Here is a 26,183-nt window from a genome sequence, read left to right as displayed (position 1 = left end):
CGGGATGCTGGTCTATCGCTTCTGCGACAAATACCAGTCCACCGTCACCTGTGCCGCCAGCGTGCCTTCAGAGTCGAAGATATCGACTTCCACGGGAAACGCCACCTTGCCGTCCTGTGCAAGCTGCGCCTTCAATGCAGCCAGATCGCCCGGTACCCGGCCTTCGGCGCGCGTCGCGCCCCGGGCCAGCTTCTGGTAGGCGATACGCGACTCCTTGGCCACCGGGCGCAAGCCCAGTATCAGCTCGGCGAAGCCGCCAGCCATGGCCGCGCCGGAAGCCGTTTCGGCCAGGGTAAACAAGGCGCCCGCATGCTGCGTGCCCAGGTGATTATTCAGTTTGGGATCTTCCGGCATCGACACCCTGGAGGTGCCGGCGCCGATGTCGTCGATGCTGATCCCCAGCAGCCGCACAAAGGGCAAGGTGTCCATCATCTGTTGTTTGATACGGTCATACACCATGCTTGGCCTCACGCGCAGTAATACTTTAAATACCAACGACAGGATCTTCATCGACGACAGGCTTAGTTACGTACCGGCTTACCGGTCTGCATCATGCCCATGATCCGTTCCTGGGTTTTCGGATGGTTCAACAGCTCCAGGAATGCCTTGCGTTCCATATCCAGCAGCCACTGTTCGCTGACGAAACTGCCCTGGTCCACGTCGCCGCCCGATACGATCTCGGCGATCATCTCGCCCAGCTTGAAATCGTGCGCCGAAATGAAGCCGCCGTCGCGCATGTTGACCAGCTGCGCCTTGATCGTGCCCCAGCCGTAACGGCCAGTGACCTGGATCAGCGACGGCAGTTGCGGACGGAAGCCTGCGTCGAACATGGCGCGCGCTTCGACCTTGGCCACGTGCAGCAGCTCGTAGGCGTTGAACACGATCACGTCGTCTTCCTTCAGGTAGCCCATTTTTTTGGCTTCCAGCGCCGATTTCGACACGTTGGCGGTGGCCGCGTTGGTGAAGCCCGTCTTCAGGAATTGCAGGATGTCGTTACCCTTGGCTTCCTTGTAGGCGCGCTGCGCTGCTTCCTTCAAGCCGCCACCGGCTGGAATCAGGCCGACGCCCACTTCCACCAGGCCGATGTAGGACTCGATCGAGGCCACGCGCTTCGATGCGTGCAGCGCCAGTTCGCAACCGCCGCCCAGTGCCAGGCCAGCGACTGCGGCGATCACCGGCACATTCGCGTATTTCAGCGACATGAAGGTGTTCTGCAGTTCGGCGATGATCGGATCGACGGCTTTCACGCCGCCTTGCATAAACGCTGGCAGGGCCGATTGCAGGTCGGCGCCGGCCGAGAAGGCACCGCCTTCGGCTGCGTCGGCGTGCCAGATCACCAAACCTTTGAAATTCTTTTCCGCTTCGGCCAGGGCCAGTTTCAGGCCATTGATCACGCCTTCGCCGATCACGTGCATCTTGGTCTTGAACGAGATGATCAAGACATCGTCGCCCGTATGCCAGACGCGCACGGACTCATCTTCGAAGACGGTGGTGCCGGCGGTCTTGCCGTCGATGGCGCCGCTGCCCAGTACTGGCGCGCGGAACGGCTGGCGGTCATACACGGCCAGGGACGAACGGGGCACGAAGCTGTTCGACACGGCGGAGTAGGAACCTTCCGGCGTATGCACGCCGCCTTTTTCAGCGACCGGACCTTCGAAGACCCAGGCTGGCAGCGGCGCGTTGCACAGCGCGTGGCCGGCGTCGATGTCTTCCTTGACCCAGTTGGCCACTTGCAGCCAGTTCGATGCCTGCCACGTTTCAAACGGACCGACGTTCCAGCCGAAGCCCCAGCGCATGGCGAAGTCGATGTCGCGCGCATTGTCTGCCACGGTGTCTAGGTGGATGGCGATGTAGTGGAAAGCGTCGCGGAAGATCGCCCACAGGAACTGGCCTTGTGGATTCGTCGATTCGCGCAGTGCCTTCATCTTCTTGACCGGATCCTTTTCTTTCAGGATGCGGGCGATGATGTCGGCGGCCTTGGCGCCGCCGGCGACGTATTCACCGGTGGCGAAATCGAGGCGTTGAATCTCCTTGCCGACTTTCTTGTAGAAGCCTGCGCCGCTCTTCTGGCCCAACGCGCCTTTTTCCACCAGTTGCGCCAGCACGGCTGGCGTTTTGTAGACGGCAGCGAACGGATCGTTCGGCAGGTAGTCCTGCATGGTCTTGATGACATGGCCCATGGTGTCCAGGCCGACCACGTCCGCCGTGCGGAAGGTGCCCGACTTGGCGCGGCCCAGCTTGGAGCCCGTCAGGTCATCGACGACGTCCACGGACAGGCCGAATTTCTCGGCTTCGTGCACGATGGCCAGGATGCCGAACACGCCAACGCGGTTGGCGATGAAGTTCGGCGTATCCTTGGCGCGTACCACGCCCTTGCCCAGGGTGGTGGTCAGGAAGCCTTCCAGCTGGTCGGCGATTTCAGGCTTGGTAAACGCGGTCGGGATGATCTCGACCAGGTGCATATAGCGCGGCGGGTTGAAGAAGTGCACGCCGCAGTAGCGCGATTTCAGGTCGGCGTCGAAGCCTTCGGCCAGCTTGGTGATCGACAGGCCCGAAGTGTTCGAGGCGAAGATCGCGTTCGGGCCGATGTGCGGCGCGACCTTTTGATACAGGTCGTGTTTCCAATCCATGCGCTCGGCGATGGCTTCGATGATCAGGTCGCAGCCGGCCAGCAGGTCCAGGTTGTCTTCGTAGTTGGCCACCTGGATCAGCGCGGCGTCATCCTTGTTGCCCAACGGCGCAGGCGACAGCTTTTTCAGGTTCTCGATGGCGCGCAGCACGATGCCATTCTTCGGGCCTTCCTTCGCAGGCAGGTCGAACAGCACGACCGGCACTTTCGCGTTGATGCAATGGGCGGCGATCTGCGCGCCCATCACGCCGGCGCCGAGGACGGCTACTTTTTTAACGATGAAATTGGTCATATTTTCCTCAAGTCTTAGAACAGGTCTGCGTCGAGTGCCATCAGGTTGGCCGAACCGGAACGCGCCTGACGGATCAGGGTTGCCGTTTCAGGCTGCAAGCGGGCGAAGTAGAAACGTGCGGTAGCCAGTTTGGCGGTATAGAACTTGTCGCCGCTGGATTCTTTTTCGAGGGCGATCTTGGCCATCTGCGCGAACAGGTAGCTGTAGATCATGTGACCGACGACGCGCAGGTAAGGCACGCATGCCGCGCCCACTTCGTCAGGATTCTGGAAGGCCTTCATGCCGATTTCCATGGTCAGCTTGGTGACTTTGTCGCCTAGGTCGCCCAGTGGGGTGACGAATTCGCTCATCGCTTCATCGGTGCCGTTGTCTTCGACGAAAGCCTTGATCTTTTCGCCGAGCTTGCGCAGTTTGGCGCCGTTGTCGCCCAGGATCTTGCGGCCCAGCAGGTCCAGCGACTGGATCGTGTTCGTGCCTTCGTAGATCATGTTGATGCGCGCGTCACGCACATACTGTTCCATGCCCCATTCCGAGATGTAGCCATGGCCGCCGAACACTTGCATCGCCTCCGAGGTGGCGATCCAGGCGTTGTCGGTGATGAAAGCCTTGATGACAGGGGTCAGCAGCGCCACTTCGTCGGCCGCTTCCTTGCGCACATCGGCGTCCGGATGATGCAGTTCGCGGTCAATCTGCAGCGCCACGTAGGAAGTGAAAGCGCGCGCGCCTTCGGCGTAAGCTTTGCCCGTCAACAGCATGCGGCGCACGTCAGGGTGCACGATGATGCGGTCGGCCGGCAGTTCCGGGTTCTTGATGCCGGACAGCGAACGCATTTGCGTGCGGTCCTTGGCGTAGATCAGCGCGTTCTGGTAAGCGATTTCCGTCAGGCCCAGCGACTGCATGCCCACGCCCAGGCGGGCCGCGTTCATGAAGACGAACATGGCGTTGAGGCCCTTGTTCGGCTGGCCGATGATCCAGCCTTTTGCGCCGTCCAGGTTCATCTGGCAGGTCGAATTGCCATGGATGCCCATTTTTTCTTCGATGGCGCCACAGGTGATCGGGTTGCGCTCACCGACCGTACCGTCCGCGTTTGGCAGGAATTTTGGCACCAGGAACAGCGAGATGCCTTTCGAGCCTTCCGGTGCGTCCGGCACGCGGGCCAGCACCAGGTGCACGATGTTTTCCGCCATGTCGTGCTCACCGGCCGAGATGAAGATCTTGTTGCCGGTGATGGTCCAGGAGCCGTCTGCTTCAGGCAGCGCTTTCGAGCGCAGCAAGCCAAGGTCAGTGCCACAGTGCGGTTCGGTCAGGCACATGGTGCCTGTCCATTCGCCCGAGACCAGTTTCGGCAGATACACTTCCTTCTGGTGGTCGGTACCGTGTTCCTTCAGGCACTCGTAGGCGCCATGCGACAAGCCCGGGTACATGGACCAGGCCTGGTTCGACGAGTTCAGCATTTCATAGAAGGAGTTGTTCAGCACGACCGGCAAGCCCTGGCCGCCGTATTCCGGATCGCAAGCCAATGCCGCCCAGCCGCCTTCGACGTACTGTTTATACGCTTCCTTGAAACCTTTAGGCGTGGTCACGCTTTTCGTGACAGGATCGTGATGACAGCCTTCGCGGTCGCCGGAGTGATTCAGCGGGAACAAGACTTCGGAAGTGAACTTGCCGCCCTCTTCCAGTACCTGGTTGATGATGTCGGCGTCGACGTCGGCGTACGACGGCATTTGCTTCAGTTCTTCTTCCACTTGCAGGAACTCATGCAGAACGAATTGCATATCCCGGATTGGCGCGACGTATTGACCCATAATTTTTCTCCTGAAGGCGTTTAGCTAAAGTGTTGTACTTGTGAACTGCGTGTGCGTTGTTGCGGATACTGCCTGACGGCTTATTTGCTTGTTACAGAATTCTGGTACGACGCCAGCAAGCGGACAAATCCTGCCTGCGCCCGTTCGATACTGCCTGGCACGCGCAGGAAGCGCGCATCGTGATGCAGGGCCAGGATCAGGCCATACATCTCGTACACCAGTTGCTGGGCGTCCGTGTCCGCTTTCAGGTCGCCCGTGGCGATCGATTGCTCGACACAGCGCAGCAGCGCGCCCTGCCAGGCCTGCACCATGGCCACCAGGGCCTCGCGGATGGGGCCGGGACGGTCGTCATACTCGACGGCGCCGCTGATATAGATGCAGCCGGAAGCGATTTCCACGCTGACCCGCTTGACCCAGCGCGCAAACATCGATTGCAGGCGCTGGATGCCGCGTGGTTCTTTCATGCTGGGGAAAAAGACTTCTTGCTCGAAACGATAGTGGTAGAGCTTCAGCACTTCCATCTGCAAGTCTTCGCGCGAGCCAAAGTGGGCAAACACGCCCGACTTGCTCATGTTCATTTTGTCCGCAAGCAGCCCAATGGTCAGGCCTTCCAGGCCGTCGCGGCTGGACAGGTCCAGCGCCACGTCGAGGATGGCTGCACGGGTCAGTTCGCCCTTGCGCATGAATTTGACTGAAGTATTCAAGATGTCCGTTCTAAATGTGATGTTGCCGATTGGGCGGACTGAAGCGAGGGTAAAAAAAGCACGCTCCGAAAAAATCCGAACGCTCGTACTATTATCCACTACCACGTAAAAGTCAAACGGGAACTTTAGAGCCGGTGTTCTATTGGTGCAGTGCAGCATTTTCAAGCCGCGTGTTTGTATCGATTTCAGGCCGGCAAAAGCGTCGCGCGCCCTTGTCTTACAGCAACAAGCGCCCCTCAGGAAAGGTCGCCTGCCTTGCTCAGTTGACGGCGGTCGCGCTTGGTCGGCCGCCCTTTGATGGTGGTGCCTGGTTCGCGGAACAGCTTGCGCTCCTCGGCCAGTTGCTCGCGGCGCGCGATGCTGGCCGGCGTTTCGCCATACAGCAAGCGCGCCACGGGGGCCGCGCCGCGCTTGTCGGAGAGGCCCAGCACGGCAACTTCCCACGTCTCCGCGCCATTGTCGATGGCCAGCTCGTCGCCCACGCGCAGGCTGCGCGCCGGTTTCACGCGCTCGCCCCCCACTTTCACCTTGCCCGTGTCGACGGCTTCGCTGGCCAGCGAGCGCGTCTTGAAGAAGCGCGCCGCCCACAGCCATTTGTCCAGCCTTACCGTTGTCATCTCGTTCATGCGTACTTGCCTACTGAAAAAATGCGCATCACCAGCCGGTACACGAGGAAGGCGGCTTCGTAGCCGATGCGCCGAAAACGGCCGATGTGCTTGAAATCATCCTGATGAATGACGATGCCGTCCGCCACGCCCTGCTCGATGTGCTGGCGCAGGCTTTGCGCGAAGGCCACGTCCTTGATCACCACGTTCGCTTCCTGGTTCAGGAACAGGCTCAGCGCGTCAATATTGCTCGAACCCACCGTCGCCCAGTCATCGTCGACGACGGCCACCTTGGCGTGCAGCTGCGTCTTGCGGTATTCGACGATTTTCACGCCGGCGGCCAGCAATTTCGGATAAAACGAGTGCGCCACGGCATCTTGCATGCGGAACTCGCCCACGCCGATCAGCAAGACCACGTCGACGCCCCGCTGGGCCGCCTGGGCCAGCGCGTGGCGCAGCTTGTGCCCGGGCGCGAAATACGGGTTGGCCAGCATCACGCTTTTTCGCGCCTGGCCCAGCGCCTGCAGGTAGGCGCGCTGGATGGTGCGGCGGTTGCGCAAGTTGTCGCGCACGACAAAGCCGGCCACGACGGGGTTCTTCGCCAACTCCTTGCTGACGACCCGCATCTTGCGGTACAGCTTGATACGCCGCACCAGATTCATCTTGCCCAAGCGCGCCCACTGGGCCTGCACTTCCTCGTGGATGGCGTCCACCAGCGGGCCCTTCACCTGCACGGCGAAGTCCCAGCGCGGCGCTTCCAGGCTGATACTGTGGTCGTAGTCGCAAAACATGTCATCGTTGATATTGATGCCGCCCACCAGGGCGATCTCGCCATCGGCAACGCAGATCTTGCGGTGCGTGCGCGTGATGCCGCGCCGGAACCACGGATTGAAGATGCGGTGGTGCACGCCGGCCGCTTCCAGCTGCGCATGCATGGCTTTCACGCGGCGGTTGCCCGTGCCGAACCAGTCCGTGATCATGCACACCAGCACGCCGCGCGCGGCAGCACGCTTGAGCGCATCGAGCACCAGGGTGCCCGTGGCGTCGTCGGCAAAGATATACGTTTCGAAATAGACTTCCGAGCGGGCACCATCGATGGCCTTGACCAATGCGGGGAAGTAATCGGTGCCGCAATACAGCAGCTGGATGTCGTTGTGGGCGATGAAATTGACTGTGCGCATGCCGGCAGTCTACGCGAGTTTTAAAGCGGCAACGATCGGCGCGTGGTCCGACAGTTTTGCCCACAAGGTGCCGTGCATCACTTGCGCGCCTTCCACGTGGAAACCGCGCACATAGATGCGGTCCAGACGGAACCACGGCAAGGCGGCGGGAAAGGTGCGCGCCGGCACGGGAACAGGTGTTTTCGTCTGGCGCCGCGCCAACGTGCGCACCAGGTCGCCCAGGGCCGAGTTCGACGCGCGCTGGTCGAACACTTCCACCACGCCCAGCGCATTGCGCAGCTTGTCGCTGAGCGTATTGCGCCAGTCGTTGAAGTCGCCGGCGATGATGACGGGCTCGCCATTCGGCGCCGATTCCATGACGGCGTCGATCAGCGCCTGCGTCTGGCGGCCCCGTCCCGATTCGAACAGGCCCAGGTGAACGACATAACAATGCACATCAGCGTGCGGCGTCTTGAGCACGCAATGCAAAATGCCGCGCTGCTCGTAGGCATGGTCGGACACATCGTGGTTGGTTTGCGAGGCGATGGGAAACTTGCTCAGCAAGGCGTTGCCGTGGTGACCATGGTCGTACACGGCATTCATGCCGTAGGCGGAATGGTGCTCGGCGCCGGCAAAGAATTCATGCTGCGACGCTTCCGGCCAATGCTTGTGGCCGTTTTTCTCTGCGCCATAGCGGGCCGCATTGCGGTCATGCTTGCCTTGCACTTCCTGCAAAAAGACGACATCGGCATTGAACAGGGCGATTGCCTGCTTCAAGGCGTGCACCCTGGGCAAGCCCCGAACGGAGGAGACGCCCTTGTGTATATTATAAGTTGCTACGCGGATTTTCATGCATCGATTCTACTCCCTGACGGGTCTCCTGCGGCGCCAGCATAGGTGCGCGTGCGCACCCAAGGCCCACATTATTTGCCGGCTATCGCTTGCAGCAAACTATCGGCGGCACTGATGCTGCCCACCACAATGCCGATAACCCACAAGCCTTTCACCAGCCTGGGGGCGCTGCTCCAGCTAAAAGCGCCCCGTCCACCGGCAAAGCAACGGGGGTGCAGGAGAAATCCCAGCATCAGCAAGGGCAAGCCTGCCTGCGGCAAGCGCGCATGTGGCTGATCGGGAAAACACACGGCATACAGGGCGCCAAAAATCCAGGACAGGAATATGGCGCCCAAGAGGCGCTGTTGAAAAGAAAGTTGAGCCCAGTTCAGCATGTCAGTCTTGTGCCATCAAGTGAAATTACCATTAAGGCAATAATGCAATATGACAATAGTTGCAGCGGATCAAGCCAGCATGCGCCCCACGCCCGCCGTCACGCTGACGATCGCCGCGGTAATGCCGGCGGCCCAGACGATCTTGACGAGTAAGGGTGCGCCGCGCCAGGCCACGGTGCGCTTGCCCTTGGCAAAGGCGCCCGGATGCAGCAGCCAGCCGATCGCCATCAGCGGCAAGCCGACCGGCGGCGTGCGTTCGGGCGGCGTGTACAGACTGGCCGCCAGAATCACGACCAGGCACAGCGCCAGGCAGAATGTGCCAGCCAGTTTTTGTTGCAGCGATAGATTAAACCAGTTCAACATGGAAGGCTTTCGAATGAGATCAGCTATGGCGCGCCAGGCCCGTCATGGCCGGCAATTGCAAAATCGCTTCCGCGTTGGACGACGAGAAACAGCGGTCGGCCGCCGCCAGATGCGGCAGCCACGCGTATTGCAAGTGTTCGCGGGGACTCAGCGTAATGACCGTGTCGCGCGGCACTTGCACGCTGAACACGTGTTCCGTGTTGCGCGTCACGCCGGGCGCATAGCGGTGGCGCCAGATCGGGTAGATCTCGTACACATTCGACAGCTTCCAGTCGCGCAGCACGATGTCGTGTCCATCGACGACGATGCCGGTCTCCTCGCACAATTCGCGCGCGGCCGTCTGCAGCAGCGGTTCATCGACTGCGTCGACGGAACCGGTCACCGATTGCCAGAAACCGGGCTGGCCCGCGCGCTCGATCAGCAAGACATCCAGATCAGCCGTATGAATGACGACCAGCACGGAAACGGGAATTTTATGAGTCATATCAATAATGAAAAAGGCGCTTCGTCAGCGCCTCTTTTTGCATAGCATTATCAAACAGCGGCCGCCGCAGCGGCCGCATGATGGATTACGCTACTTTTGGCTCGGCGCCGCGCAAACGGATGTGCAGTTCGCGCAATTGCTTCTCGTCCACTTCCGACGGCGCTTGTGTCAACAGACACTGGGCGCGTTGGGTTTTCGGGAAAGCGATTACGTCGCGGATCGAATCGGAACCCGTCATCATGGTCACGATACGATCCAGGCCGAATGCCAGGCCGCCATGCGGTGGCGCGCCGTATTGCAGCGCGTCAAGCAGGAAGCCGAACTTCAGCTGCGCTTCTTCGGCATCGATTTTCAATGCGCGGAAGACCTTGCTTTGCACTTCTTCGCGGTGGATACGGATCGAACCGCCACCCAGTTCCCAGCCGTTCAAGACCATGTCGTAAGCCTTGGCGATGCAGGCGCCCGGATTGGTTTCCAGCATGTCTTCATGGCCGTCTTTCGGCGCCGTGAATGGATGGTGGGTCGCCGTCCAGCGGTCCGCTTCGTCGTCGTGCTCGAACATCGGGAAGTCAACCACCCACAATGGCTTCCAGACGTCCTCGAACAGGCCGGCTTTCTTGCCGAACTCGCTGTGACCGATTTTTACGCGCAGCGCGCCGATGGCGTCGTTGACAACCTTGGCCTTGTCCGCGCCAAAGAAGATCAGGTCGCCGTCTTGCGCGCCCGTCTGCTCGAGGATCGTGGCCAGCACGTCGGCAGGCAGGAACTTGACGATCGGCGATTGCAAGCCTTCAGGCCCCTTGGCTTTCTCGTTGACCTTGATGTAAGCGAGGCCCTTGGCGCCGTAGATGGCGACAAATTGCGTGTAAGCATCGATTTCCGAACGCGGCATGCTGCCGCCTTGCGGCACGCGCAGGGCTACCACGCGGCCACCCTTCATGTTGGCGGCGCCGTTGAAGACCTTGAATTCGACCGACTTCATGACTTCGGTCAAATCCGTGAACGCCAGCTTGACGCGCATGTCCGGCTTGTCGGAACCGTACAGGCCCATCGCTTCGGCGAAATCCATCACCGGGAACGGGTTCGGCAAGTCGATGTTCAAGGTGTTCTTGAAGACGACACGGATCATGTCTTCGAACAGATCGCGGATTTCCTGTTCCGTCAGGAACGAGGTCTCGCAATCGATCTGCGTGAATTCTGGCTGGCGATCAGCGCGCAAGTCTTCGTCGCGGAAGCACTTGGTGATCTGGTAGTAACGGTCGAAGTTGGCGACCATCAACAGTTGCTTGAACAACTGTGGCGATTGCGGCAAGGCGAAGAAGCTGCCTGCGTTCACGCGCGACGGCACCAGGTAATCGCGCGCGCCTTCTGGCGTGGACTTGGTCAGCATCGGCGTTTCGATGTCGATGAAGCCCAGCGCGTCGAGGTACTTGCGCACTTCCATCGTCACCTTGTAGCGCAGGCGCAGGTTGTTTTGCATTTGCGGGCGGCGCAGGTCCAGCACGCGGTGCGTCAGACGCGTCGTTTCCGACAGGTTGTCGTCATCGAGCTGGAACGGCACGGGCACGGACGGGTTCAGCACTTCCAGTTCCGAGCAGACCACTTCGATCTTGCCCGATTTCAGGTTGTTATTGATGGTGCCGTCGATACGGCTGGTCACGACGCCCGTCACGCGCAGGCAGAATTCGTTGCGCACGGCTTCGGCGACTTTGAACATCTCCGCCTGTTCCGGGTTGCAGACGATTTGCACCAGGCCTTCACGGTCGCGCAAGTCGATGAAAATCAGGCTGCCGTGGTCGCGGCGGCGATGCACCCAGCCGCACAGGCTGACGGTTTGTCCCAGCATGGCTTCGGTAACGAGGCCGCAGTATTCAGTACGCATAGACATAAAAATTCTCAGTTCAGGTTAGTGAGTGTTCAATCCGGCCACGTCCCGCGTGGGACGCCTGCCTTTATTCTTTGGCTGCCGGGGCCGGTACAGCAACAACTTCCGCAGGCGCTACCACGCCCATCGAGACGATATATTTGAGCGCCGCATCGACGCTCATGTCGAGCTCGACCACATCGCTGCGCTTCATCATCAGGAAAAAGCCTGACGTCGGGTTGGGCGTGGTCGGCACATACACGCTGACATAGTCACCCACCAGGTGGTTAGCCGCGTCGCCGCCCGGCACGCCGGTCAGGAAAGCGATGGTCCAGGAGTTCTGGTGCGGATACGGCACCAGCACAGCCTTGCGGAAGGCATTGCCCGACGGGGAAAACAAGGTATCGGATACTTGCTTGACGCTTGAATACAGGGAATTGACGATGGGTATGCGTTGCAGCAATTTTTCCCACAGTTTCACCACGTAATTGCCGACCAGGTTATTCGTCAGCAAGCCCGTGAAGAACACGATCAGTACCGTCAATACCGTGCCCAGGCCGGGAATGGTGCTCAGCGCGGGAACCAGGTGGCCGAACCAGACGCTGGGCTTCGTACTGCCGGGCACCAGCAACAGCGACTGGTCCATCGTGCTGATTACCAGATTCAAGACCCAGGCGGTAATGGCCAGGGGCACCAAAATCAGTAATCCGGTAATAAAGTATTTACGCATCGGTTTCTCGGTAATGGATCGTATCGGCGCGGCGCGCTTTTCAGTCCGCTTTCGGCGCAGCAGCAGCCGGGGCGGACGCAGGCGCCGCAGCAGGCGCGCTCTCGGCGGCAGGGGCAGGCTTGGCGTTGTCGGCCGGGCCGGTCGGAATGGCGGTGGTGGGCGCCGTGCCGCCGCGGAAATCGGTCGCGTACCAGCCAGTGCCCTTCAATTGGAAACCGGCGGCCGTCAATTGTTTCTTGAAACTGGGCTTGCCGCACGACAGGCACACCGTCAGTACTGGATCGGAGATCTTTTGCAAGACATCCTTGGCAAAACCACACTCGTCACAACGGTAAGCGTAAATCGGCATCTCTACTCCGAGAAAATCATCAAAAACCCTGAATTATAAAGCTTTTCCGCCATTCCCAGCGGAAAATGCCCGCTCGCTCAGCCTGTCAGGCTCAGTCCGCCCGGCGGCGCCAGCTCATCCAGCGCTCCTTGCCCGCGAAGACGGCAATGGAATCGTCCACGGCTTCATCGGCCAGGCAGTCGAAATGCGGTGCCAGCAAAGCCTGCAATTGCTCACGCGAAATGCCAAATGGCGGCCCCTTGGCATTGTCGTCAAAGAAAAAGTAACCGGCCAGCATGGAGCCCGGCGCCAGCAGCTGCGCCCAGCGGGCCGCCACTTGCGGCCACATGGCGCGCGGCATGGCGCACAGGAAAGCCCGCTCATAGATGAGGTCCAGCGGCGCTTCGGGCTGCCAGGCGAAGAAATCAGCTTCCTCCACCTGCCCTGCCCGCTCGCCTAGCTGCACCCGCGCGGCGGCCACGGCGGCCGGCGAAAAGTCGATGGCCGTGGCATCCCAGCCGTGATCGAGCATGAAGACCAGTTCATAGGCGGAGCCGCAGCCGGGAATCAGGCAGCGCAGCGGCGCCGGGCTGCCGGTAACGAAACTGCGCAGGCGCGCGGGCACGCCGCCCTGGTCCCAGGGCGTAAATTGCTTCTCGAAACGCTCGTCCCAGAAAGCGGGCAAGAGCGGATCGCGGGTTTGAAAGTCAGCCATCACTTACGTCCTCAGCCACTTAAAACGGCAATTGATGCCAGCGCATGAACACTTGCAAGCCCAGCGCGCCGAGCGCGAAGGCGCCCACGAAGTACACGATAAAGCTCAACAAGCGGTTCGTCTGGCGTTGCTCTGCCAGCAAGGTTTTCATCAATTCCACGTCGTTTTCGCGCGGTTCGCCATGCACCGTCAAGGCCTGGTGCAGCAAACGCGGCAGTTGCGGGAAGATATGCGCATAACGGGGCGCCTCGGCGCGCAGGCGCTCCATGAAGCCTTGCGGCCCCACCTGGTTGCTCATCCATTTTTCCAGATAAGGCTTGGCCGTTTGCCACAAGTCCAGTTCCGGGTCCAGCTGGCGGCCCAGGCCCTCGATATTGAGCAGGGTCTTTTGCAATAGCACCAGTTGCGGCTGCACTTCCACGTTGAAGCGGCGCGAGGTCTGGAACAGCCGCAGCAAAACTTGTCCAAAAGAAATATCTTTTAGCGGGCGGTCGAAGATCGGCTCGCAGCAGGCGCGCACGGCCGCTTCCAGTTCATCGACACGCGTGTCTTTCGGCGCCCAGCCCGATTCGATGTGCGCTTCGGCCACGCGCTTGTAGTCGCGGCGGAAGAAGGCGAGGAAGTTTTGCGACAGATAATCCTTGTCGTAGTCATTCAACGTTCCCACGATACCGAAATCGAGCGCGATATAGCGGCCGAACGATTCAGGCGCGATGGAGACGAGAATATTACCCGGGTGCATATCCGCATGAAAAAAGCCATCGCGGAACACTTGTGTAAAGAAAATTTCCACGCCATCGCTGGAGAGCTTGCGCAAGTCGACGCCGGCCGCCACCAGGCGCGCGGTCTGCGACACGGGAATGCCAACCATGCGTTCCATCACGATGACGCTGCTGGAACAGTAATCCCAGTGCATTTCCGGCACCAGCAGCAAGTCCGAGTTGGCGAAGTTGCGGCGCAGCTGGCTGGCGTTGGCCGCTTCGCGCATCAAGTCCAGCTCGTCGTGCAGATATTTGTCGAACTCGCCCACGACTTCGCGCGGCTTGAGGCGCTTGCTGTCGGCCCACAGGCGGCTGGTCCAGTCGGCGGCAATGTGCATCAAGGCCACGTCTTCGTCGATCAGTTTTTTCATGCCTGGGCGCAAGACCTTCACGGCCACTTCACGGCCATCTTTCAGGGTGGCGAAGTGCACCTGGGCAATCGAGGCGGACGCCACCGGCTCGCGCTCGAAGCTGGCAAACAGCTGGTCCGGGTGTGCACCGAGAGACTTGGTGATTTGCGCGATGGCCAGGTCGGAATCGAACGGTGGCACGCGGTCTTGCAGGCGCGCCAGTTCTTCGGCGATGTCGGGCGGCATCAAATCGCGCCGGGTCGACAGCACCTGGCCGAATTTCACGAAAATGGGACCCAGCTCTTCCAGCGCCAGGCGCAGGCGCAAGCCCCGTGGTGACGACAGGTCGCGCCAGAAAATCAGGGTGTCGATCAATTTGGCGGTGCGGGGAACTTGCAGACCAGAAATCGCTATTTCATCCAGACCGTACTTGATGGAAACACGGATGATTTTAAACAGGCGCAGAAATTTCAATATCATGTAGACAAATCCGGTGAGGAGGACTGCGGCTGGACGGCGGCGGCCGCCTTTTCCAGCCGGGCAAGGCGCTTGGCCAGGCGTTCGACATCATCGCGCACGCGCGTCACGCCAGCGGAATACTCTTGCAGAGTAGAAGGACGGATCAGCATGGGCTGTTCGTCGAGAAAATATTCAGCCACGTTTTCCGCCAGCTTTTGCTGGCCCGTGCGTACAAAGGCGGCGGCTTCCTTCGCACCGGAAACAAGGCGCGTAGCCAGCATGGGACCGACTACCTTTTCCAGGTCATGCTCGGCTTCCCAGCGCAAGCCTTTGCTCAGTTGCGAAATCGCATTGGCAAACTCCGCATCGCCTTCGATCTTGACGTAGGAAAACGCCCGCTCGCGGTGTTGCAGGATCAGCGGCACATCGGACAATTTGACGCGGATGGTCACGTTGGCCGGCATGTCGGCCGGCGCCGCTTCCAGCATGCCTGCACTGTCGACGCGCAGGCGCAAGGCCACGGCACCCGTGTCGATGCAGGCCAGTTTGCCGGCATGCACGGCCAGTTGCTGGCGCGCCCACGGCTCCTGCGCCAGCAAATGGTTGATGGTCGCGATGACGGGCGTCATCAGGGAGAGATCGGAAAGTGGTGCCATGTAATATACAGCGCGCCGTGCGCGCCCCTAAAAAGAAAAAACCGCCCGTAAAACAACGTGGGCGGTTTCGATCTTACCAGTTCAGCAGGAAATATCTGTCAAGCATCATGCATTCGGCATGGACTTAAGCCATTATTCAGCAAGTTTTGACAATTAATTCAATTGCTGGATGCCTGCCAAGACCCAGCCGCTATTGCCGCTGACGGGTTTCGACATATTCCACACTTCCGCGAACGGTTCCGCTGCCACACCCGGCGCCGAACGGATCAGGCCCGTAAACTTCACGCTGGCCAGGTAATCGTTGACGCTCGTCTCGATGCCCAGCAATTCGGCATCGATGGTGACGACGTCGGTAAAGTCTGGCTGCGCGCCCCGTTCCTGGATTTGCATGCGCAGTTCCGCATACACTTCCGGCGACGTGAATTCGCGAATATCGTTGACGTCGGCCTTGTCCCAGGCCGCTTGCAGGCGAATGAAATTGCTTTTCGCGTGGCGCAGGAAGGCTTCCTTGTCGAAGTCGCTTGGCACGCCCCATGGCGCGGCGACCGGTGCCGGGACCGGCTTGTCCAGGCCTACGCCGGACGAGACGGGTTGCAGCGGCGGCAACGGTGGGATGCCCGAACCGATGTCAGGCACGTTACCGGCCGGTGCCGGCTGGTTGCCGCCGAAACCGGCGAACGGCGCATTGCCCGCGTTACCGTTGCTGTCGCGCTTGCCGCGCACCATGCGGTAGATGAAGAAGGCCGCACCGGCCAGCAAAGCCACCATCAGCAAGGTGCTGATCATGCTGGCCAGGGCACCGCCCAAGCCGAAATGCGACAGCAGCGCGCCCAGGCCCAGGCCCAGCAAGGCGCCGCCCAGCAAGCCCTTCCAGCGGCTCGGTGCCTTGGCGGCAAGGGCGGGTGCGGGGGCTGGCGCAGGTTGCGCCTGGCGTGGCGTAGCAGCCGGTGCCGGGGTCGGCGCCGGCGCGGGAGCCTGGCGGCCCACGTTTTGCGACTGGCGACCAAACGAACGGCCACCGCCCATCGGACGGGCCAGCGCCTCGCCCAGCATGGATACCGTGGTCGCGGCCAGCATCATGCCAACCATAAATTTCTTCAATTTCATTTCATCTCCTAAAATCACCAACGTTGATGCATTACATCTTGATGCCGGTATGCAAAGCGGCAATGCCTGCCGTCAAATTGTAGTACTGCACGCGCTCCAGGCCCGCCGTTTCCATCATGGTCTTCAGCGTTTCCTGGTCCGGGTGCATGCGGATCGATTCTGCCAGGTAGCGATAGCTTTCCGCGTCGCCGGCGATTTTCTGTCCGAACCACGGCAAGACCGAGAACGAATACAGGTCGTACGGCTTTTGCAGCGGCGCGGCCACCTTGGAAAACTCCAGCACCAGCAGCTTGCCGCCCGGTTTCAGCACGCGGCGCATTTCCGCCAGCGCCACATCCTTGTGCGTCATGTTGCGCAGGCCAAAGGCCACGCTGACACGGTCAAAATAGTTATCGGGGAACGGCAGTTTCTCCGCGTCACACAACAAGGTGGGGGTGAGCAAGCCACGATTCAAGAGGCGGTCGCGGCCCACGCGCAACATCGATTCATTGATATCGGTCAACCAGACTTCGCCGGTAGGACCCGCCTGCCTGGCAAACGCCTTCGACAGGTCGCCCGTGCCGCCGGCGATGTCGAGCACCTTGAAGCCGGGGCGCACGCCCGCGTTGGCAATGGTAAACGTCTTCCACAGACGGTGCAGCCCGCCCGACATCAAGTCGTTCATCACGTCATATTTGGCAGCGACGGAATGGAACACCTTGGCGACTTCGCGCACTTTGTCGTCTTCTGCAACTGTTTTGTATCCGAAATGGGTCGTATTGGTCATGGTAGGCAGTCTGTTTGAACTTGCACGCATTATACAAGCGGCAGGCGCATTTCCCCGTGACGCCGGAGAAGGTATTGCCTTTCCACTGCATTCGCGGCAAGCATTGCCGCCCGCGCGTACGCCGCCAGCGCCCCCTGCCGGTCACCCTGGCGGCGCAGCAAGTCGGCCCTGGCCGCATGCAGATAATGCGATTGCGCCAGGCTGGGCACGGCTTCCAGCCGCGCCAGCCACACCAATCCGTGTTCGGCGCCATGCGCCATCGCACAGGCGATTACGGCATTGAGCAAGATTAATGGCTCCGGCTTGTGCCGCAGCAAGGCGCCATACAGGAAGTGGATCTGGCGCCAGTCCGTCTGGCTGGCCGTGGGAGCTTTGGCGTGCAGGGCGGCAATCGCCGCCTGCAGCTGGTATGGCCCCGGCGAACGCGCCGGCAAAGCCAGCGCCAGCATGGCCAGTCCCTCGGCGATCAAGTCACGCTGCCACAGGCGCCGGTCCTGCTCTTCCAGGGTCAGCAGTTCACCGCCGGGCGAGAGACGGGCCGGGCCGCGTGACGCCTGCAGCAGCAGCAAGGCCAATAGCCCCTGCACTTCCGGCTGACCGGGCAGCAAGGCGTCAAGCAGTCGCCCCAGGCGCAGCGCTTCCGCGCACAGATCCGCGCGCAGCAGGGTGTCGCCGCCGCTGGCGCAATAGCCTTCGCTGAAGACCAGATAGATGACATGCTGCACTTGCGCCAGCCGCTGTGGCCAGTCTTGCGTCCGCGGCAACTCGAAAGCAATGCGCGCTTCGGCGATCTTTCGCCTGGCGCGCAATAAGCGCTGCGACAGGGCCGCTTCCGCCACGCAAAAGGCGCGCGCTATCTCGGCCGTGGACAGGCCACACAGGGTACGCAGGGCCAGCGCTACCTGCGCCTCGGGCGCCAGCGCGGGATGGCAGCAGATGAACAGCAGGCGCAGGCGGTCATCGTCAATGGCGTGCGTTTCTTCCATCGCGGATGCCGGCAGGCGCGACAGCACGGCCTCGGCATCGATGATGCTCTTGCCCGCGCGGCGCACCTGATCGAGGCCGGCATGGCGCGCCACGGCACTGAGCCAGGCGGCAGGATTATCGGGGATGCCCGTGCGCGGCCACAGTTCCAGCGCCTTGCGGCATGCTTCCTGAAACACATCTTCCGCCAGGCCCAGGTCGCCGAAACGCCGCATCAGGCCAGCGAGCACCCTGAGCCGCTCCTGGCGAAAGACCTGCTCGACGGTCGACAGGGCGTCGCCGGCCATGCTCAGGCAGTCACAGGCCGCACTTCGATGGTGCCCAGCGACGCTGCCGGGCAACGCGCGGCCCAGGCCAGCGCCTCGTCCAGGTTGGCGCAGGCTAGCAGATAGTAGCCGCCCAGCTGCTCCTTGGTTTCCGCAAACGGTCCATCCGTGATGACGGGCTTGCCATTGCGCACACGCACGCTGGTAGCGTTGTCCACAGGCGCCAGCTCGGCCCCGCCGCGCAGCACGCCGGCTGCTTCCAGGTCCTGCGTGTAACTGGCAAAGTCCGCCATCAGGCTGGCCATCTGCCCTTCAGGCATTGCGGCATAGCGCGCCTCGTCGGCGTAGATCAGGATCAGGTATTCCATGGTCTCTTCTCCAAAAGAAAAATGCCCGCAAGCGCGGGCATTCATACGACGAACGAACCAGCGGCAATCCGACAAGATTACCGCATTATTTTTTCACCTTAGTGTTTATGCCCGCAGCTCGGACCGTGGACGTGGCCGGAAGATTGCTTGACCGTCATGTCGGCCTTGGCGTCGCGGCCGCTGTCACCGGGGTAGCCAGCTGCCGTCAGTTGGTCAAGGTAGGCTTGCCACAAGGTCGCTTGCTCCGCGCCCAGCTTGTACAGGTAGGCCCAGGTGTACAGGCCGGAATTGTGGCCATCGCTGAAGGTCGGTTGCACGGCGTAGTTGCCGACAGGCTCCAGGCCCGTGATGCCCACCAGGCGCTTGCCTAATTGCAAGGTTTCCTGGCCCTTGCCATGGCCCTGCACTTCAGCCGACGGCGAGTACACGCGCAGGTATTCGAACGGCAACGCGAATGTGCTGCCATCGTCGAAGGCCACGTCGAGCACGCGCGACTGGTTGTGCACGGTCAAGCCGGTCGGTTGGGGTGTTGCTGTTTTTTCAGTCATGACAATACTTTATGCGGATAAACGTTGAATGATGGCGGCGCGCAGGGCCGGCAACAGGGCGCGGCGCGCGGCCAGCACGGCGGGCGCCGTCTCGCGCTGCACCACGGCCCAGCTTGGATTGGGGAAATGCGCATCGTCGCGGTAGCGGGGAATCACGTGCCAGTGCACATGCGGCGTCATGTTACCGAAACTGGCCACATTGACCTTTTCCGGCTGCATCACTTCACGCACGGCCAGCTCGACTTGCCACACGACTTCCATGACGTAATTGCGCTCGCCCGGCGTCAAATCCGTCATTTCTTTCACGTGTTTGTTCCAGATCACGCGGCAAAAGCCGGGATAGGCTGGATCATCAACGGCCACCACGGACAGGCGCTCGCTACGCCACAGCAAGGTTTCACAACCCTGCTTGTTGGCGAAGCTATCGAGCAACTGACATAAATCGCAGGTCACACCAGCACCCGTTCGATGCCGCCGTCATTGGCGCGTTTCACGTATTCCGGCATCCAGTTCTCTCCCAGCAAGTGTTTGGCGATCTCGACGACGATGTAGTCGGCCGTCGTGCCCGAGTCGTCATTGTAGCGCGACAGGCCTTGCAGGCACGACGGGCAGCTGGTGAGGATTTTCACGTCACCAGTAAACCCATCGCCGCGCAGCTTGTCGGCGCCCTTGACCATCTCCTCTTCCTTGCGGAAACGTACTTGCGTGGAAATGTCGGGGCGCGTGACAGCCAGGGAACCCGATTCGCCGCAGCAACGGTCATTTTTCTCGATCTTCACGTTGTCTACCGTGCTGATCAGGGAATTGATGGTCTTGCCCGATTCCTGCAACTTCATCGGATTGTGGCAAGGTTCGTGGTACATATAACGCGTGCCGTTGACGCCTTCCAGCTTGACGTTTTTCTCCAGCAAATACTCATGGATATCCATGATGCGGCAGCCGGGGAAAATCTTTTCAAACTGGTACGTTGCCAGTTGGTCATAGCAAGTGCCGCATGACACGAGCACCGTCTTGATGTCCAGGTAATTGAGCGTGTTGGCCATGCGGTGGAACAAGACGCGGTTATCCGTCATCATTTTCTCGGCCTTGTCGAACTCGCCCGCGCCCCGCTGCGGATAACCGCAGCACAGGTAGCCAGGCGGCAAGACCGTCTGCACGCCCACTTCCCACAGCATCGCTTGCGTGGCCAGGCCCACTTGCGAGAACAACCGTTCCGAACCACAACCGGGGAAGTAAAACACGGCTTCCGTATCGGCCGTGGTCGTCTTCGGATTGCGGATGATCGGGATGACCTTGTCATCTTCGATGTCGAGCAGCGCGCGCGCCGTTTTCTTCGGCAAGTTGCCCGGCATCTTTTTATTGATGAAATGGATCACCTGCGCTTTGACGGGCGGCTTGCCTGTCGATGGCGGCGGCGCCTTGGTTTGCTTCTTGGCAAACTTCTTCAGCAGATCGTGGCCCAGGCGCTGCGCCTTGTAACCCCAGCCGATCATGACCTTGCGCGTGGCGTTGATGGTCACGGGATCGGTGGCGTTGAGGAACAGCATCGTCGCCTTGGTGCCCGGATTAAAGCTCTTCTTGTCCATCTTGCGCAGCAAATTGCGCATGTTCATCGACACGTCGCCGAAGTCGATGTTGACCGGGCAAGGCGTGACGCATTTATGGCACACCGTGCAGTGGTCGGCCACGTCTTCAAACTCTTCCCAATGTTTGATGGAAATACCGCGCCGCGTCTGCTCTTCGTACAGGAAGGCTTCGATCAGGGACGAGGTCGCCAGGATTTTATCGCGCGGCGAGTACAGCAAATTGGCGCGCGGCACGTGGGTCGAGCAGACGGGCTTGCACTTGCCGCAGCGTAAGCAATCCTTGACGCTGTCGGCGATGGCGCCGATATCGCTTTGCTGCATGATCAAGGACTCATGGCCCATCAGGCCGAACGATGGCGTGTAGGCATTACGCAAGTCGGCGCCCATGCCCGGCAGGTTCAGCAATTTGCCCTTGTTGAAACGGCCTTCCGGGTCGATGCGCTGCTTGTAGCTGCGGAATTCGCCGATCTCTTCTTCCGTCAAAAATTCCAGCTTGGTGATGCCGATACCGTGTTCGCCGGAAATGACGCCATTCAGCGAGCGGGCCAGGATCATGATGCGGCCCACGGCCTGGTGGGCGTCCTGCAGCATTTCGTAATTGTCCGAGTTGACGGGCAAGTTTGTATGCACGTTGCCATCGCCCGCATGCATGTGCAGCGCGACAAATACGCGGCTACGCAGGATGCGCGCGTGGATGGCGGTCGCCTCGTCGAGGATCAGTTTAAAAGCCGCGCCATTGAAGATCTGGCGCAGCTGCGCGCGGATCTCTTGCTTCCAGGTCACGCGCACGGTGCGGTCCTGCACCACGTCGAACAGGGTGGCGGTCGGCTGCGTTTCCAGGCGTGCATCGAACACGGGCAGCAAGCGCTCCATGCCCAGCTCGGCCAGCTCACCCTTCACGTCGGCCAGCGGACGGTCCAGTTGGGCCAGCAGATACGTCCAGCGTGCCGTGACTTGCGCCAGCAACTGCTGCGCCTGCTCGGCGCGGTCGCCCAGCATTTCAGCGTCGTCGACCCGATCGTCCGACGCATCGTCGCTCTTGCCAATTGGCAAGTTACCCTTGGCAAAGAATTCACTGAGGGCATCGGCCAGTTGCAGCTTGTTCTTGATCGACAGTTCGATATTGATGCGCTCGATGCCATCCGTGTATTCGCCCATGCGATTCAGGGGAATCACCACGTCTTCATTAATCTTGAACGCATTGGTGTGCTTGGCGATCGCCGCCGTGCGGGCGCGGTCGAGCCAGAATTTCTTGCGTGCTTCGGGGCTGACGGCAACGAAGCCTTCACCCACGCGGGTGTTAGCGATGCGCACCACTTCCGACGCCGCTTGCGCGACGGCATTTTCATCGTCGCCGACGATGTCGCCAAACAGGGCCATCTTCGGCAGCACGCCCCGCTTCGACTTGGTGGCGTAGCCGACGGCGCGCAGGTAGCGCTCGTCCAGATGCTCCAGGCCCGCCAGGCGGATGCTCGTGTATTGCTCGCCCTTGGCGGGCAAGCCATCGAGGTAATCCTTGATTTCCACGATCGACGGGATCGCGTCGCGCGCCTGACCAAAGAATTCCAGGCAGACGGTGCGGGCGAATTTCGGCATCTTGTGCAGAATCCAGCGCGCCGACGTGATGAGACCGTCACAGCCCTCTTTCTGGATGCCCGGCAAACCGGCGAGGAATTTGTCCGTCACATCCTTGCCCAGGCCCTCCTTGCGGAACTTGCGGCCAGGAATTTCCAGGATTTCCGTCTTGAATGGTGCGTTCGGCTTGGTCGCGTCACGCGTGCTCGGGTGACGCCATTCCAACTGGAAACGTGCCAGCGCGATATCGTGGATCTTGCCCAGGTTATGGTCGAGACGCGTGACGTCGAGCCAGTCGCCATTCGGGTCGACCATGCGCCACGAAGCCAGGTTGTCCAGCGCCGTGCCCCACAGCACGGCTTTCTTGCCGCCCGCATTCATGGCGACGTTGCCGCCGATGCAAGAGGCGTGCGCCGAGGTCGGGTCGACGGCAAACACGAAACCGGCCTTTTCGGCCGCTTCCGAGACCTTGTTCGTGATCACGCCCGCGCCCGAATTGATCGTCGCGTATTCGTGGCTCAATCCAGGCAAGACCGTCATTTCGACGGCGCCCAGGGTAATGAGTTTTTCGGTGTTGATGACGGCCGACATCGGCGTCAGGGGAATCGCGCCGCCCGTGTAGCCGGTGCCGCCGCCGCGCGGGATGATGGTCAGCCCCAGCTCGATACAGCCCTTTACCAGGCCGGCCATTTCCTCTTCCGTGTCGGGCGTGAGCACGACGAACGGGTATTCGACGCGCCAGTCGGTGGCGTCGGTCACGTGCGACACGCGCGTCATGCCATCGAAGCGCACATTGTGTTTTTCCGTGTAGCGGCCCAGCACCTTGACCGTGCGCTTGCGCAAATCGTAGGTCTTGCGGAATTCGTCGCCGAAGTCGGCCACAGCCTTGCTGGCTGCTTTCAGCAGCAGCTCGACATTGTTGCTGCGCGTCTGCGCCACTTCCGGCGTTTCGCCACTGACGGCCACATCGCCGCCGGCCGCATCGATGGACAAGCGGCGCTTGTCGACTTCGGCCAGGCGGTGATGCAAGGCATCGATCAAACCCTGGCGGCGCTTCGGGTTATCGAGCAAGTCATCCTGCAGGTAGGGGTTACGGCGCACCACCCAGATGTCGCCCAGCACCTCGTACAGCATGCGGGCCGAACGGCCCGTCTGGCGAGCGCCTCGCAGCTCGTCGAGCAGGCGCCAGGAGTCCTCCCCCAACAGGCGTATGACGATCTCGCGATCGGAAAACGACGTGTAGTTATATGGGATTTCGCGCAGGCGGCTTGCTGCGGGACCATTTGGCGTTTCTGCCAGTAAAGCTTGGAGTTGTGCGGGAGCGTTCATGGAGTGTGGTGACGATGTCGACTGGACCCTAAAGGACCATTTTATCTTATTGCGCCGCAGCATGCGGGAACAGCCTTAGCCCGCCTAAGGTTTAAGCACCTCATCTGCCACCATAGCAAATATGGAAAAGCCTACTTTTGCATGAATAAAAATTCAGTTTTTATGATTTTTTTACGTGGAAATGCCAATAATCAGACTTTGCTTCAAACTATCGAACTGCCCAAAAATAGGGCAAATCGGCGTTGCATTCCGCCCGTTTGCCTGCCGCTTACGCCAGCATTTGTCCAATCCTGTGCCATACGCCATCGGGCACGTACAACAGCAAGCCCGTCATGGTCAGGTAGCGCGCGCACTTGCCGATGGCCATGTAGGCTACGCTGGGCCAGAATGGCAGCTTGAGCCAGCCCGCCAGCGTGCAAAGGGGGTCGCCCACGATGGGCAGCCAGGCCAGCAGCATGGTCTTGGCGCCATAGCGGGCCAGCCAGCGGAACCAGCGCGTGTCGCGTTCCTTGGCGAACGCCTGCTTGGCACGGTAGCCGAGCCAGTAGTCGACGATGCCGCCCAAAGTATTGCCCAGGGTGGCGACGCCGATGGCGGCCCAGAACAGCGCGGGATTGGCCTTGATGACGGCAAACACGGCCGGTTCCGAGCCGAGCGGCAGCAAGGTGGCGGAAATAAAGCTGATCAGAAAGATCGATGTCAGCCCGACTTCCGGTGCTGCGATCAGCTGCAGCAGCCAGGCGATTGCGGATTCGATCATGGAACACTTCGCGATGCAGTAAGGCTCTCCATTATAATGAAGCGCAGCCTGGACGCCGCACAATCCGCGCCGGCCGGCAAAGGCATACCCGCCCGCAGTTCCACAGAGCATGATTGTCGCCAGGCTATCCGCCGCGGCGCCGCCGCTATCGACCGACACGCTCCAGACCCTTTCTGGCCCAGAATCACTTGCTAGCAGACTATGAACATCGACTACCTCAAGAAAATCCTGACCGCCCGCGTCTATGACGTCGCCAACGAAACGCCGCTGGAACTGGCCCCTGCCCTGTCGCAGCGCCTGAACAACCAGATTTACTTCAAACGCGAAGACATGCAAAGCGTGTTCAGCTTCAAGATTCGCGGCGCCTACAACAAGATGGCCCAGCTCAGCGATGCGGAACGCAAGCGCGGCGTCATTTGCGCCTCGGCCGGCAACCATGCCCAGGGCGTGGCCCTGTCAGCCGCGCGCATGGGCTGCCGCGCCGTCATCGTCATGCCTACCACCACGCCCCCCGTCAAGATCGACGCCGTCAAGGCGCGCGGTGGCGTGCATGTGGAAATCGTGCTGCACGGCGAGTCCTACACGGATGCCTATAACCACGCGCTGACCCTGGAAAAAGAACAGAAGCTGACCTTCGTGCACCCGTTCGACGATCCGGACGTGATCGCAGGCCAGGGCACGATCGGCATGGAAATCCTGCGCCAGCATTCCGGCCCCATCCACGCCATCTTCGTGGCCATCGGCGGCGGCGGCCTGATCGCCGGTGTAGCGGCCTACGTGAAACAGATTCGCCCCGACATCAAGATCATCGGCGTGCAAACGGTCGATTCGGACGCCATGGCGCGCTCGCTGAAAGCGGGCGAACGGGTCACCCTGCCCGACGTGGGCCTGTTTTCGGACGGTACGGCCGTACGCCTGGTGGGCGAGGAAACCTTCCGCCTGGCGCAGCAATATGTCGATGACATCATCATCGTCGACACGGACGCCATCTGCGCCGCCATCAAAGATGTGTTTACGGATACGCGCTCCATCCTCGAACCGGCCGGCGCACTGGCCATCGCGGGCGCCAAGGCCTACGTGGAGCGGGCCAGCCTGAGCAAGCACCCCATCGTCAACCAGACGCTGGTCACTATTGCCTGCGGCGCCAACATGAATTTCGACCGTCTGCGCTTCGTCGCCGAGCGTGCCGAGCTGGGCGAGTTCCGCGAAGCCGTGTTTGCCGTCACCATGCGCGAACAGCGGGGCAGCTTCAAGCGCTTCTGCTCGCTCATCGGCGCGCGCAACGTGACGGAATTTAACTACCGCATCAGCGATGAAAAAGCCGCGCACGTGTTCGTCGGCATTCAAATTGCCGACCGGCATGAATCGAGCGTGCTGGCGAAAACTTTCGAGGAACACGAATTCAAGACGCTCGACCTGACCCACGACGAGCTGGCCAAGTCGCACATCCGCCATCTGGTCGGTGGCAAGAGCCGGCTGGCCCAGGATGAGCTGCTGTACCGCTTTGAATTTCCCGAGCGCCCCGGTGCGCTGATGCGCTTCCTCGACAGCATGGCGCCGAACTGGAATATTTCCCTTTGTCATTACCGCAGCCAGGGCGGCGACGTGGGCCGCATCCTGATCGGCTTGCAAGTGCCGCCCGATGAGATGGGAGAATTCGCCCGCTTCCTCGATACCTTGGGCTATCGTTACTGGGATGAAAGCAGTAATCCTGTCTATAAATTGTTTTTAGGGTAAATGGCGAATTCACCCCGGTATTTGCA

At 60.8% G+C, this 26,183-nt stretch carries 25 protein-coding genes; 1 reads left to right on the top strand and 24 read right to left on the bottom strand.

Annotated elements, in window-relative coordinates; translation table 11 throughout:
* Positions 1 to 12: 12 nt before the first annotated feature.
* The 24 genes from ACQ4WN_RS18910 to ACQ4WN_RS18795 all read right to left on the bottom strand — a co-directional run bounded on the left by ACQ4WN_RS18910 (position 13) and on the right by ACQ4WN_RS18795 (position 24,420).
* Entirely contained in the window at positions 13 to 459 is a 447-nt protein-coding gene (locus ACQ4WN_RS18910) for a PaaI family thioesterase (RefSeq protein WP_101484831.1), read from the bottom strand.
* A gap of 62 nt (positions 460 to 521) precedes the next feature.
* The gene (locus ACQ4WN_RS18905) at positions 522 to 2,921 is read right to left on the bottom strand and encodes a 3-hydroxyacyl-CoA dehydrogenase/enoyl-CoA hydratase family protein (protein ID WP_076565389.1); all 2,400 of its coding nucleotides are present in this window, start codon (positions 2,919 to 2,921) and stop codon (positions 522 to 524) included.
* A gap of 14 nt (positions 2,922 to 2,935) precedes the next feature.
* Positions 2,936 to 4,726, bottom strand: coding sequence for an acyl-CoA dehydrogenase C-terminal domain-containing protein (locus ACQ4WN_RS18900; RefSeq protein WP_436552907.1), 1,791 nt, complete (start codon positions 4,724 to 4,726; stop codon positions 2,936 to 2,938).
* Between the two features lie 80 nt (positions 4,727 to 4,806).
* Complete coding sequence (locus tag ACQ4WN_RS18895) at positions 4,807 to 5,409, bottom strand: TetR/AcrR family transcriptional regulator (RefSeq protein ID WP_436552919.1); 603 nt, start codon at positions 5,407 to 5,409, stop codon at positions 4,807 to 4,809.
* Positions 5,410 to 5,666: 257 nt separating this feature from the next.
* Complete coding sequence (locus ACQ4WN_RS18890; RefSeq protein WP_077398991.1) at positions 5,667 to 6,056, bottom strand: RNA-binding S4 domain-containing protein; 390 nt, start codon at positions 6,054 to 6,056, stop codon at positions 5,667 to 5,669.
* On the bottom strand, positions 6,053 to 7,216 hold the full coding sequence (gene clsB / locus ACQ4WN_RS18885) for a cardiolipin synthase ClsB (RefSeq protein ID WP_436552906.1): 1,164 nt from the start codon (positions 7,214 to 7,216) through the stop codon (positions 6,053 to 6,055). Before clsB ends, ACQ4WN_RS18890 begins: the two co-directional genes overlap by 4 nt.
* Before the next feature lie 9 nt (positions 7,217 to 7,225).
* Positions 7,226 to 8,047 (bottom strand): endonuclease/exonuclease/phosphatase family protein, encoded by an 822-nt coding sequence (locus ACQ4WN_RS18880; protein ID WP_436552905.1) that lies wholly within the window; start codon positions 8,045 to 8,047, stop codon positions 7,226 to 7,228.
* A gap of 71 nt (positions 8,048 to 8,118) precedes the next feature.
* Positions 8,119 to 8,382, bottom strand: a complete 264-nt coding sequence (locus ACQ4WN_RS18875) for a hypothetical protein (RefSeq protein ID WP_133988790.1) — start codon at positions 8,380 to 8,382, stop codon at positions 8,119 to 8,121.
* A 108-nt stretch (positions 8,383 to 8,490) separates the two neighbouring features.
* Positions 8,491 to 8,784, bottom strand: a complete 294-nt coding sequence (locus ACQ4WN_RS18870; protein WP_436552904.1) for a hypothetical protein — start codon at positions 8,782 to 8,784, stop codon at positions 8,491 to 8,493.
* 19 nt (positions 8,785 to 8,803) lie between these two features.
* Positions 8,804 to 9,268, bottom strand: coding sequence for a dihydroneopterin triphosphate diphosphatase (gene nudB / locus ACQ4WN_RS18865; RefSeq protein ID WP_436552903.1), 465 nt, complete (start codon positions 9,266 to 9,268; stop codon positions 8,804 to 8,806).
* Between the two features lie 85 nt (positions 9,269 to 9,353).
* Positions 9,354 to 11,156 (bottom strand): aspartate--tRNA ligase, encoded by a 1,803-nt coding sequence (gene aspS / locus ACQ4WN_RS18860; protein WP_436552902.1) that lies wholly within the window; start codon positions 11,154 to 11,156, stop codon positions 9,354 to 9,356.
* A gap of 64 nt (positions 11,157 to 11,220) precedes the next feature.
* Positions 11,221 to 11,862, bottom strand: a complete 642-nt coding sequence (locus ACQ4WN_RS18855) for a DUF502 domain-containing protein (protein ID WP_436552901.1) — start codon at positions 11,860 to 11,862, stop codon at positions 11,221 to 11,223.
* Positions 11,863 to 11,902: 40 nt separating this feature from the next.
* Positions 11,903 to 12,211 carry an FmdB family zinc ribbon protein gene (locus ACQ4WN_RS18850; protein ID WP_436552900.1) on the bottom strand — a complete coding sequence of 103 codons (309 nt, stop codon included), beginning with the start codon at positions 12,209 to 12,211 and terminating at the stop codon, positions 11,903 to 11,905.
* 91 nt (positions 12,212 to 12,302) lie between these two features.
* The gene (locus tag ACQ4WN_RS18845) at positions 12,303 to 12,905 is read right to left on the bottom strand and encodes a methyltransferase (RefSeq protein ID WP_436552899.1); all 603 of its coding nucleotides are present in this window, start codon (positions 12,903 to 12,905) and stop codon (positions 12,303 to 12,305) included.
* A gap of 19 nt (positions 12,906 to 12,924) precedes the next feature.
* Positions 12,925 to 14,496 (bottom strand): ubiquinone biosynthesis regulatory protein kinase UbiB, encoded by a 1,572-nt coding sequence (gene ubiB, locus ACQ4WN_RS18840; RefSeq protein WP_436552898.1) that lies wholly within the window; start codon positions 14,494 to 14,496, stop codon positions 12,925 to 12,927.
* Complete coding sequence (locus tag ACQ4WN_RS18835; protein WP_436552897.1) at positions 14,493 to 15,131, bottom strand: ubiquinone biosynthesis accessory factor UbiJ; 639 nt, start codon at positions 15,129 to 15,131, stop codon at positions 14,493 to 14,495. The genes ubiB and ACQ4WN_RS18835 overlap by 4 nt, the downstream gene beginning before the upstream one ends.
* A 153-nt stretch (positions 15,132 to 15,284) precedes the next feature.
* Positions 15,285 to 16,238 (bottom strand): Tim44 domain-containing protein, encoded by a 954-nt coding sequence (locus ACQ4WN_RS18830; protein WP_436552896.1) that lies wholly within the window; start codon positions 16,236 to 16,238, stop codon positions 15,285 to 15,287.
* Positions 16,239 to 16,269: 31 nt separating this feature from the next.
* The gene (ubiE, locus tag ACQ4WN_RS18825) at positions 16,270 to 17,004 is read right to left on the bottom strand and encodes a bifunctional demethylmenaquinone methyltransferase/2-methoxy-6-polyprenyl-1,4-benzoquinol methylase UbiE (RefSeq protein WP_010394608.1); all 735 of its coding nucleotides are present in this window, start codon (positions 17,002 to 17,004) and stop codon (positions 16,270 to 16,272) included.
* Between the two features lie 29 nt (positions 17,005 to 17,033).
* Entirely contained in the window at positions 17,034 to 18,275 is a 1,242-nt protein-coding gene (locus tag ACQ4WN_RS18820) for an RNA polymerase sigma factor (protein WP_436552895.1), read from the bottom strand.
* Positions 18,276 to 18,277: 2 nt separating this feature from the next.
* Complete coding sequence (locus ACQ4WN_RS18815) at positions 18,278 to 18,622, bottom strand: YciI family protein (protein WP_436552894.1); 345 nt, start codon at positions 18,620 to 18,622, stop codon at positions 18,278 to 18,280.
* Between the two features lie 98 nt (positions 18,623 to 18,720).
* Positions 18,721 to 19,170 (bottom strand): gamma-butyrobetaine hydroxylase family protein, encoded by a 450-nt coding sequence (locus tag ACQ4WN_RS18810; RefSeq protein WP_436552893.1) that lies wholly within the window; start codon positions 19,168 to 19,170, stop codon positions 18,721 to 18,723.
* A gap of 9 nt (positions 19,171 to 19,179) precedes the next feature.
* Positions 19,180 to 19,623 (bottom strand): HIT family protein, encoded by a 444-nt coding sequence (locus ACQ4WN_RS18805; protein ID WP_436552892.1) that lies wholly within the window; start codon positions 19,621 to 19,623, stop codon positions 19,180 to 19,182.
* Positions 19,620 to 23,660 (bottom strand): DUF3683 domain-containing protein, encoded by a 4,041-nt coding sequence (locus ACQ4WN_RS18800; protein ID WP_436552891.1) that lies wholly within the window; start codon positions 23,658 to 23,660, stop codon positions 19,620 to 19,622. The genes ACQ4WN_RS18805 and ACQ4WN_RS18800 overlap by 4 nt, the downstream gene beginning before the upstream one ends.
* Positions 23,661 to 23,928: 268 nt before the next feature.
* A complete protein-coding gene (locus ACQ4WN_RS18795) occupies positions 23,929 to 24,420 on the bottom strand; it encodes a YqaA family protein (protein ID WP_436552890.1) in 492 nt (163 codons plus the stop codon).
* Between the two features lie 201 nt (positions 24,421 to 24,621).
* Between ACQ4WN_RS18795 and ilvA the strand changes: the two genes are divergently transcribed.
* Complete coding sequence (gene ilvA / locus ACQ4WN_RS18790; RefSeq protein ID WP_436552889.1) at positions 24,622 to 26,157, top strand: threonine ammonia-lyase, biosynthetic; 1,536 nt, start codon at positions 24,622 to 24,624, stop codon at positions 26,155 to 26,157.
* Positions 26,158 to 26,183 lie beyond the last annotated feature (26 nt).

This window comes from Janthinobacterium pasteuri, assembly GCF_051380775.1.
Classification (GTDB): domain Bacteria; phylum Pseudomonadota; class Gammaproteobacteria; order Burkholderiales; family Burkholderiaceae_D; genus Janthinobacterium.
This window is presented reverse-complemented; position numbering and strand designations above follow the sequence as displayed.

Coding starts and splice junctions, on each gene's coding strand:
- ACQ4WN_RS18910 (WP_101484831.1), bottom strand. CDS start 459: ATGGTGTATGACCGTATCAAACAACAGATGATGGACACCTTGCCCTTT.
- ACQ4WN_RS18905 (WP_076565389.1), bottom strand. CDS start 2,921: ATGACCAATTTCATCGTTAAAAAAGTAGCCGTCCTCGGCGCCGGCGTG.
- ACQ4WN_RS18900 (WP_436552907.1), bottom strand. CDS start 4,726: ATGGGTCAATACGTCGCGCCAATCCGGGATATGCAATTCGTTCTGCAT.
- ACQ4WN_RS18895 (WP_436552919.1), bottom strand. CDS start 5,409: ATGCGCAAGGGCGAACTGACCCGTGCAGCCATCCTCGACGTGGCGCTG.
- ACQ4WN_RS18890 (WP_077398991.1), bottom strand. CDS start 6,056: ATGAACGAGATGACAACGGTAAGGCTGGACAAATGGCTGTGGGCGGCG.
- clsB (WP_436552906.1), bottom strand. CDS start 7,216: ATGCGCACAGTCAATTTCATCGCCCACAACGACATCCAGCTGCTGTAT.
- ACQ4WN_RS18880 (WP_436552905.1), bottom strand. CDS start 8,047: ATGAAAATCCGCGTAGCAACTTATAATATACACAAGGGCGTCTCCTCC.
- ACQ4WN_RS18870 (WP_436552904.1), bottom strand. CDS start 8,784: ATGTTGAACTGGTTTAATCTATCGCTGCAACAAAAACTGGCTGGCACA.
- nudB (WP_436552903.1), bottom strand. CDS start 9,268: ATGACTCATAAAATTCCCGTTTCCGTGCTGGTCGTCATTCATACGGCT.
- aspS (WP_436552902.1), bottom strand. CDS start 11,156: ATGTCTATGCGTACTGAATACTGCGGCCTCGTTACCGAAGCCATGCTG.
- ACQ4WN_RS18855 (WP_436552901.1), bottom strand. CDS start 11,862: ATGCGTAAATACTTTATTACCGGATTACTGATTTTGGTGCCCCTGGCC.
- ACQ4WN_RS18850 (WP_436552900.1), bottom strand. CDS start 12,211: ATGCCGATTTACGCTTACCGTTGTGACGAGTGTGGTTTTGCCAAGGAT.
- ACQ4WN_RS18845 (WP_436552899.1), bottom strand. CDS start 12,905: ATGGCTGACTTTCAAACCCGCGATCCGCTCTTGCCCGCTTTCTGGGAC.
- ubiB (WP_436552898.1), bottom strand. CDS start 14,496: ATGATATTGAAATTTCTGCGCCTGTTTAAAATCATCCGTGTTTCCATC.
- ACQ4WN_RS18835 (WP_436552897.1), bottom strand. CDS start 15,131: ATGGCACCACTTTCCGATCTCTCCCTGATGACGCCCGTCATCGCGACC.
- ACQ4WN_RS18830 (WP_436552896.1), bottom strand. CDS start 16,238: ATGAAATTGAAGAAATTTATGGTTGGCATGATGCTGGCCGCGACCACG.
- ubiE (WP_010394608.1), bottom strand. CDS start 17,004: ATGACCAATACGACCCATTTCGGATACAAAACAGTTGCAGAAGACGAC.
- ACQ4WN_RS18820 (WP_436552895.1), bottom strand. CDS start 18,275: ATGGCCGGCGACGCCCTGTCGACCGTCGAGCAGGTCTTTCGCCAGGAG.
- ACQ4WN_RS18815 (WP_436552894.1), bottom strand. CDS start 18,622: ATGGAATACCTGATCCTGATCTACGCCGACGAGGCGCGCTATGCCGCA.
- ACQ4WN_RS18810 (WP_436552893.1), bottom strand. CDS start 19,170: ATGACTGAAAAAACAGCAACACCCCAACCGACCGGCTTGACCGTGCAC.
- ACQ4WN_RS18800 (WP_436552891.1), bottom strand. CDS start 23,660: ATGAACGCTCCCGCACAACTCCAAGCTTTACTGGCAGAAACGCCAAAT.
- ACQ4WN_RS18795 (WP_436552890.1), bottom strand. CDS start 24,420: ATGATCGAATCCGCAATCGCCTGGCTGCTGCAGCTGATCGCAGCACCG.
- ilvA (WP_436552889.1), top strand. CDS start 24,622: ATGAACATCGACTACCTCAAGAAAATCCTGACCGCCCGCGTCTATGAC.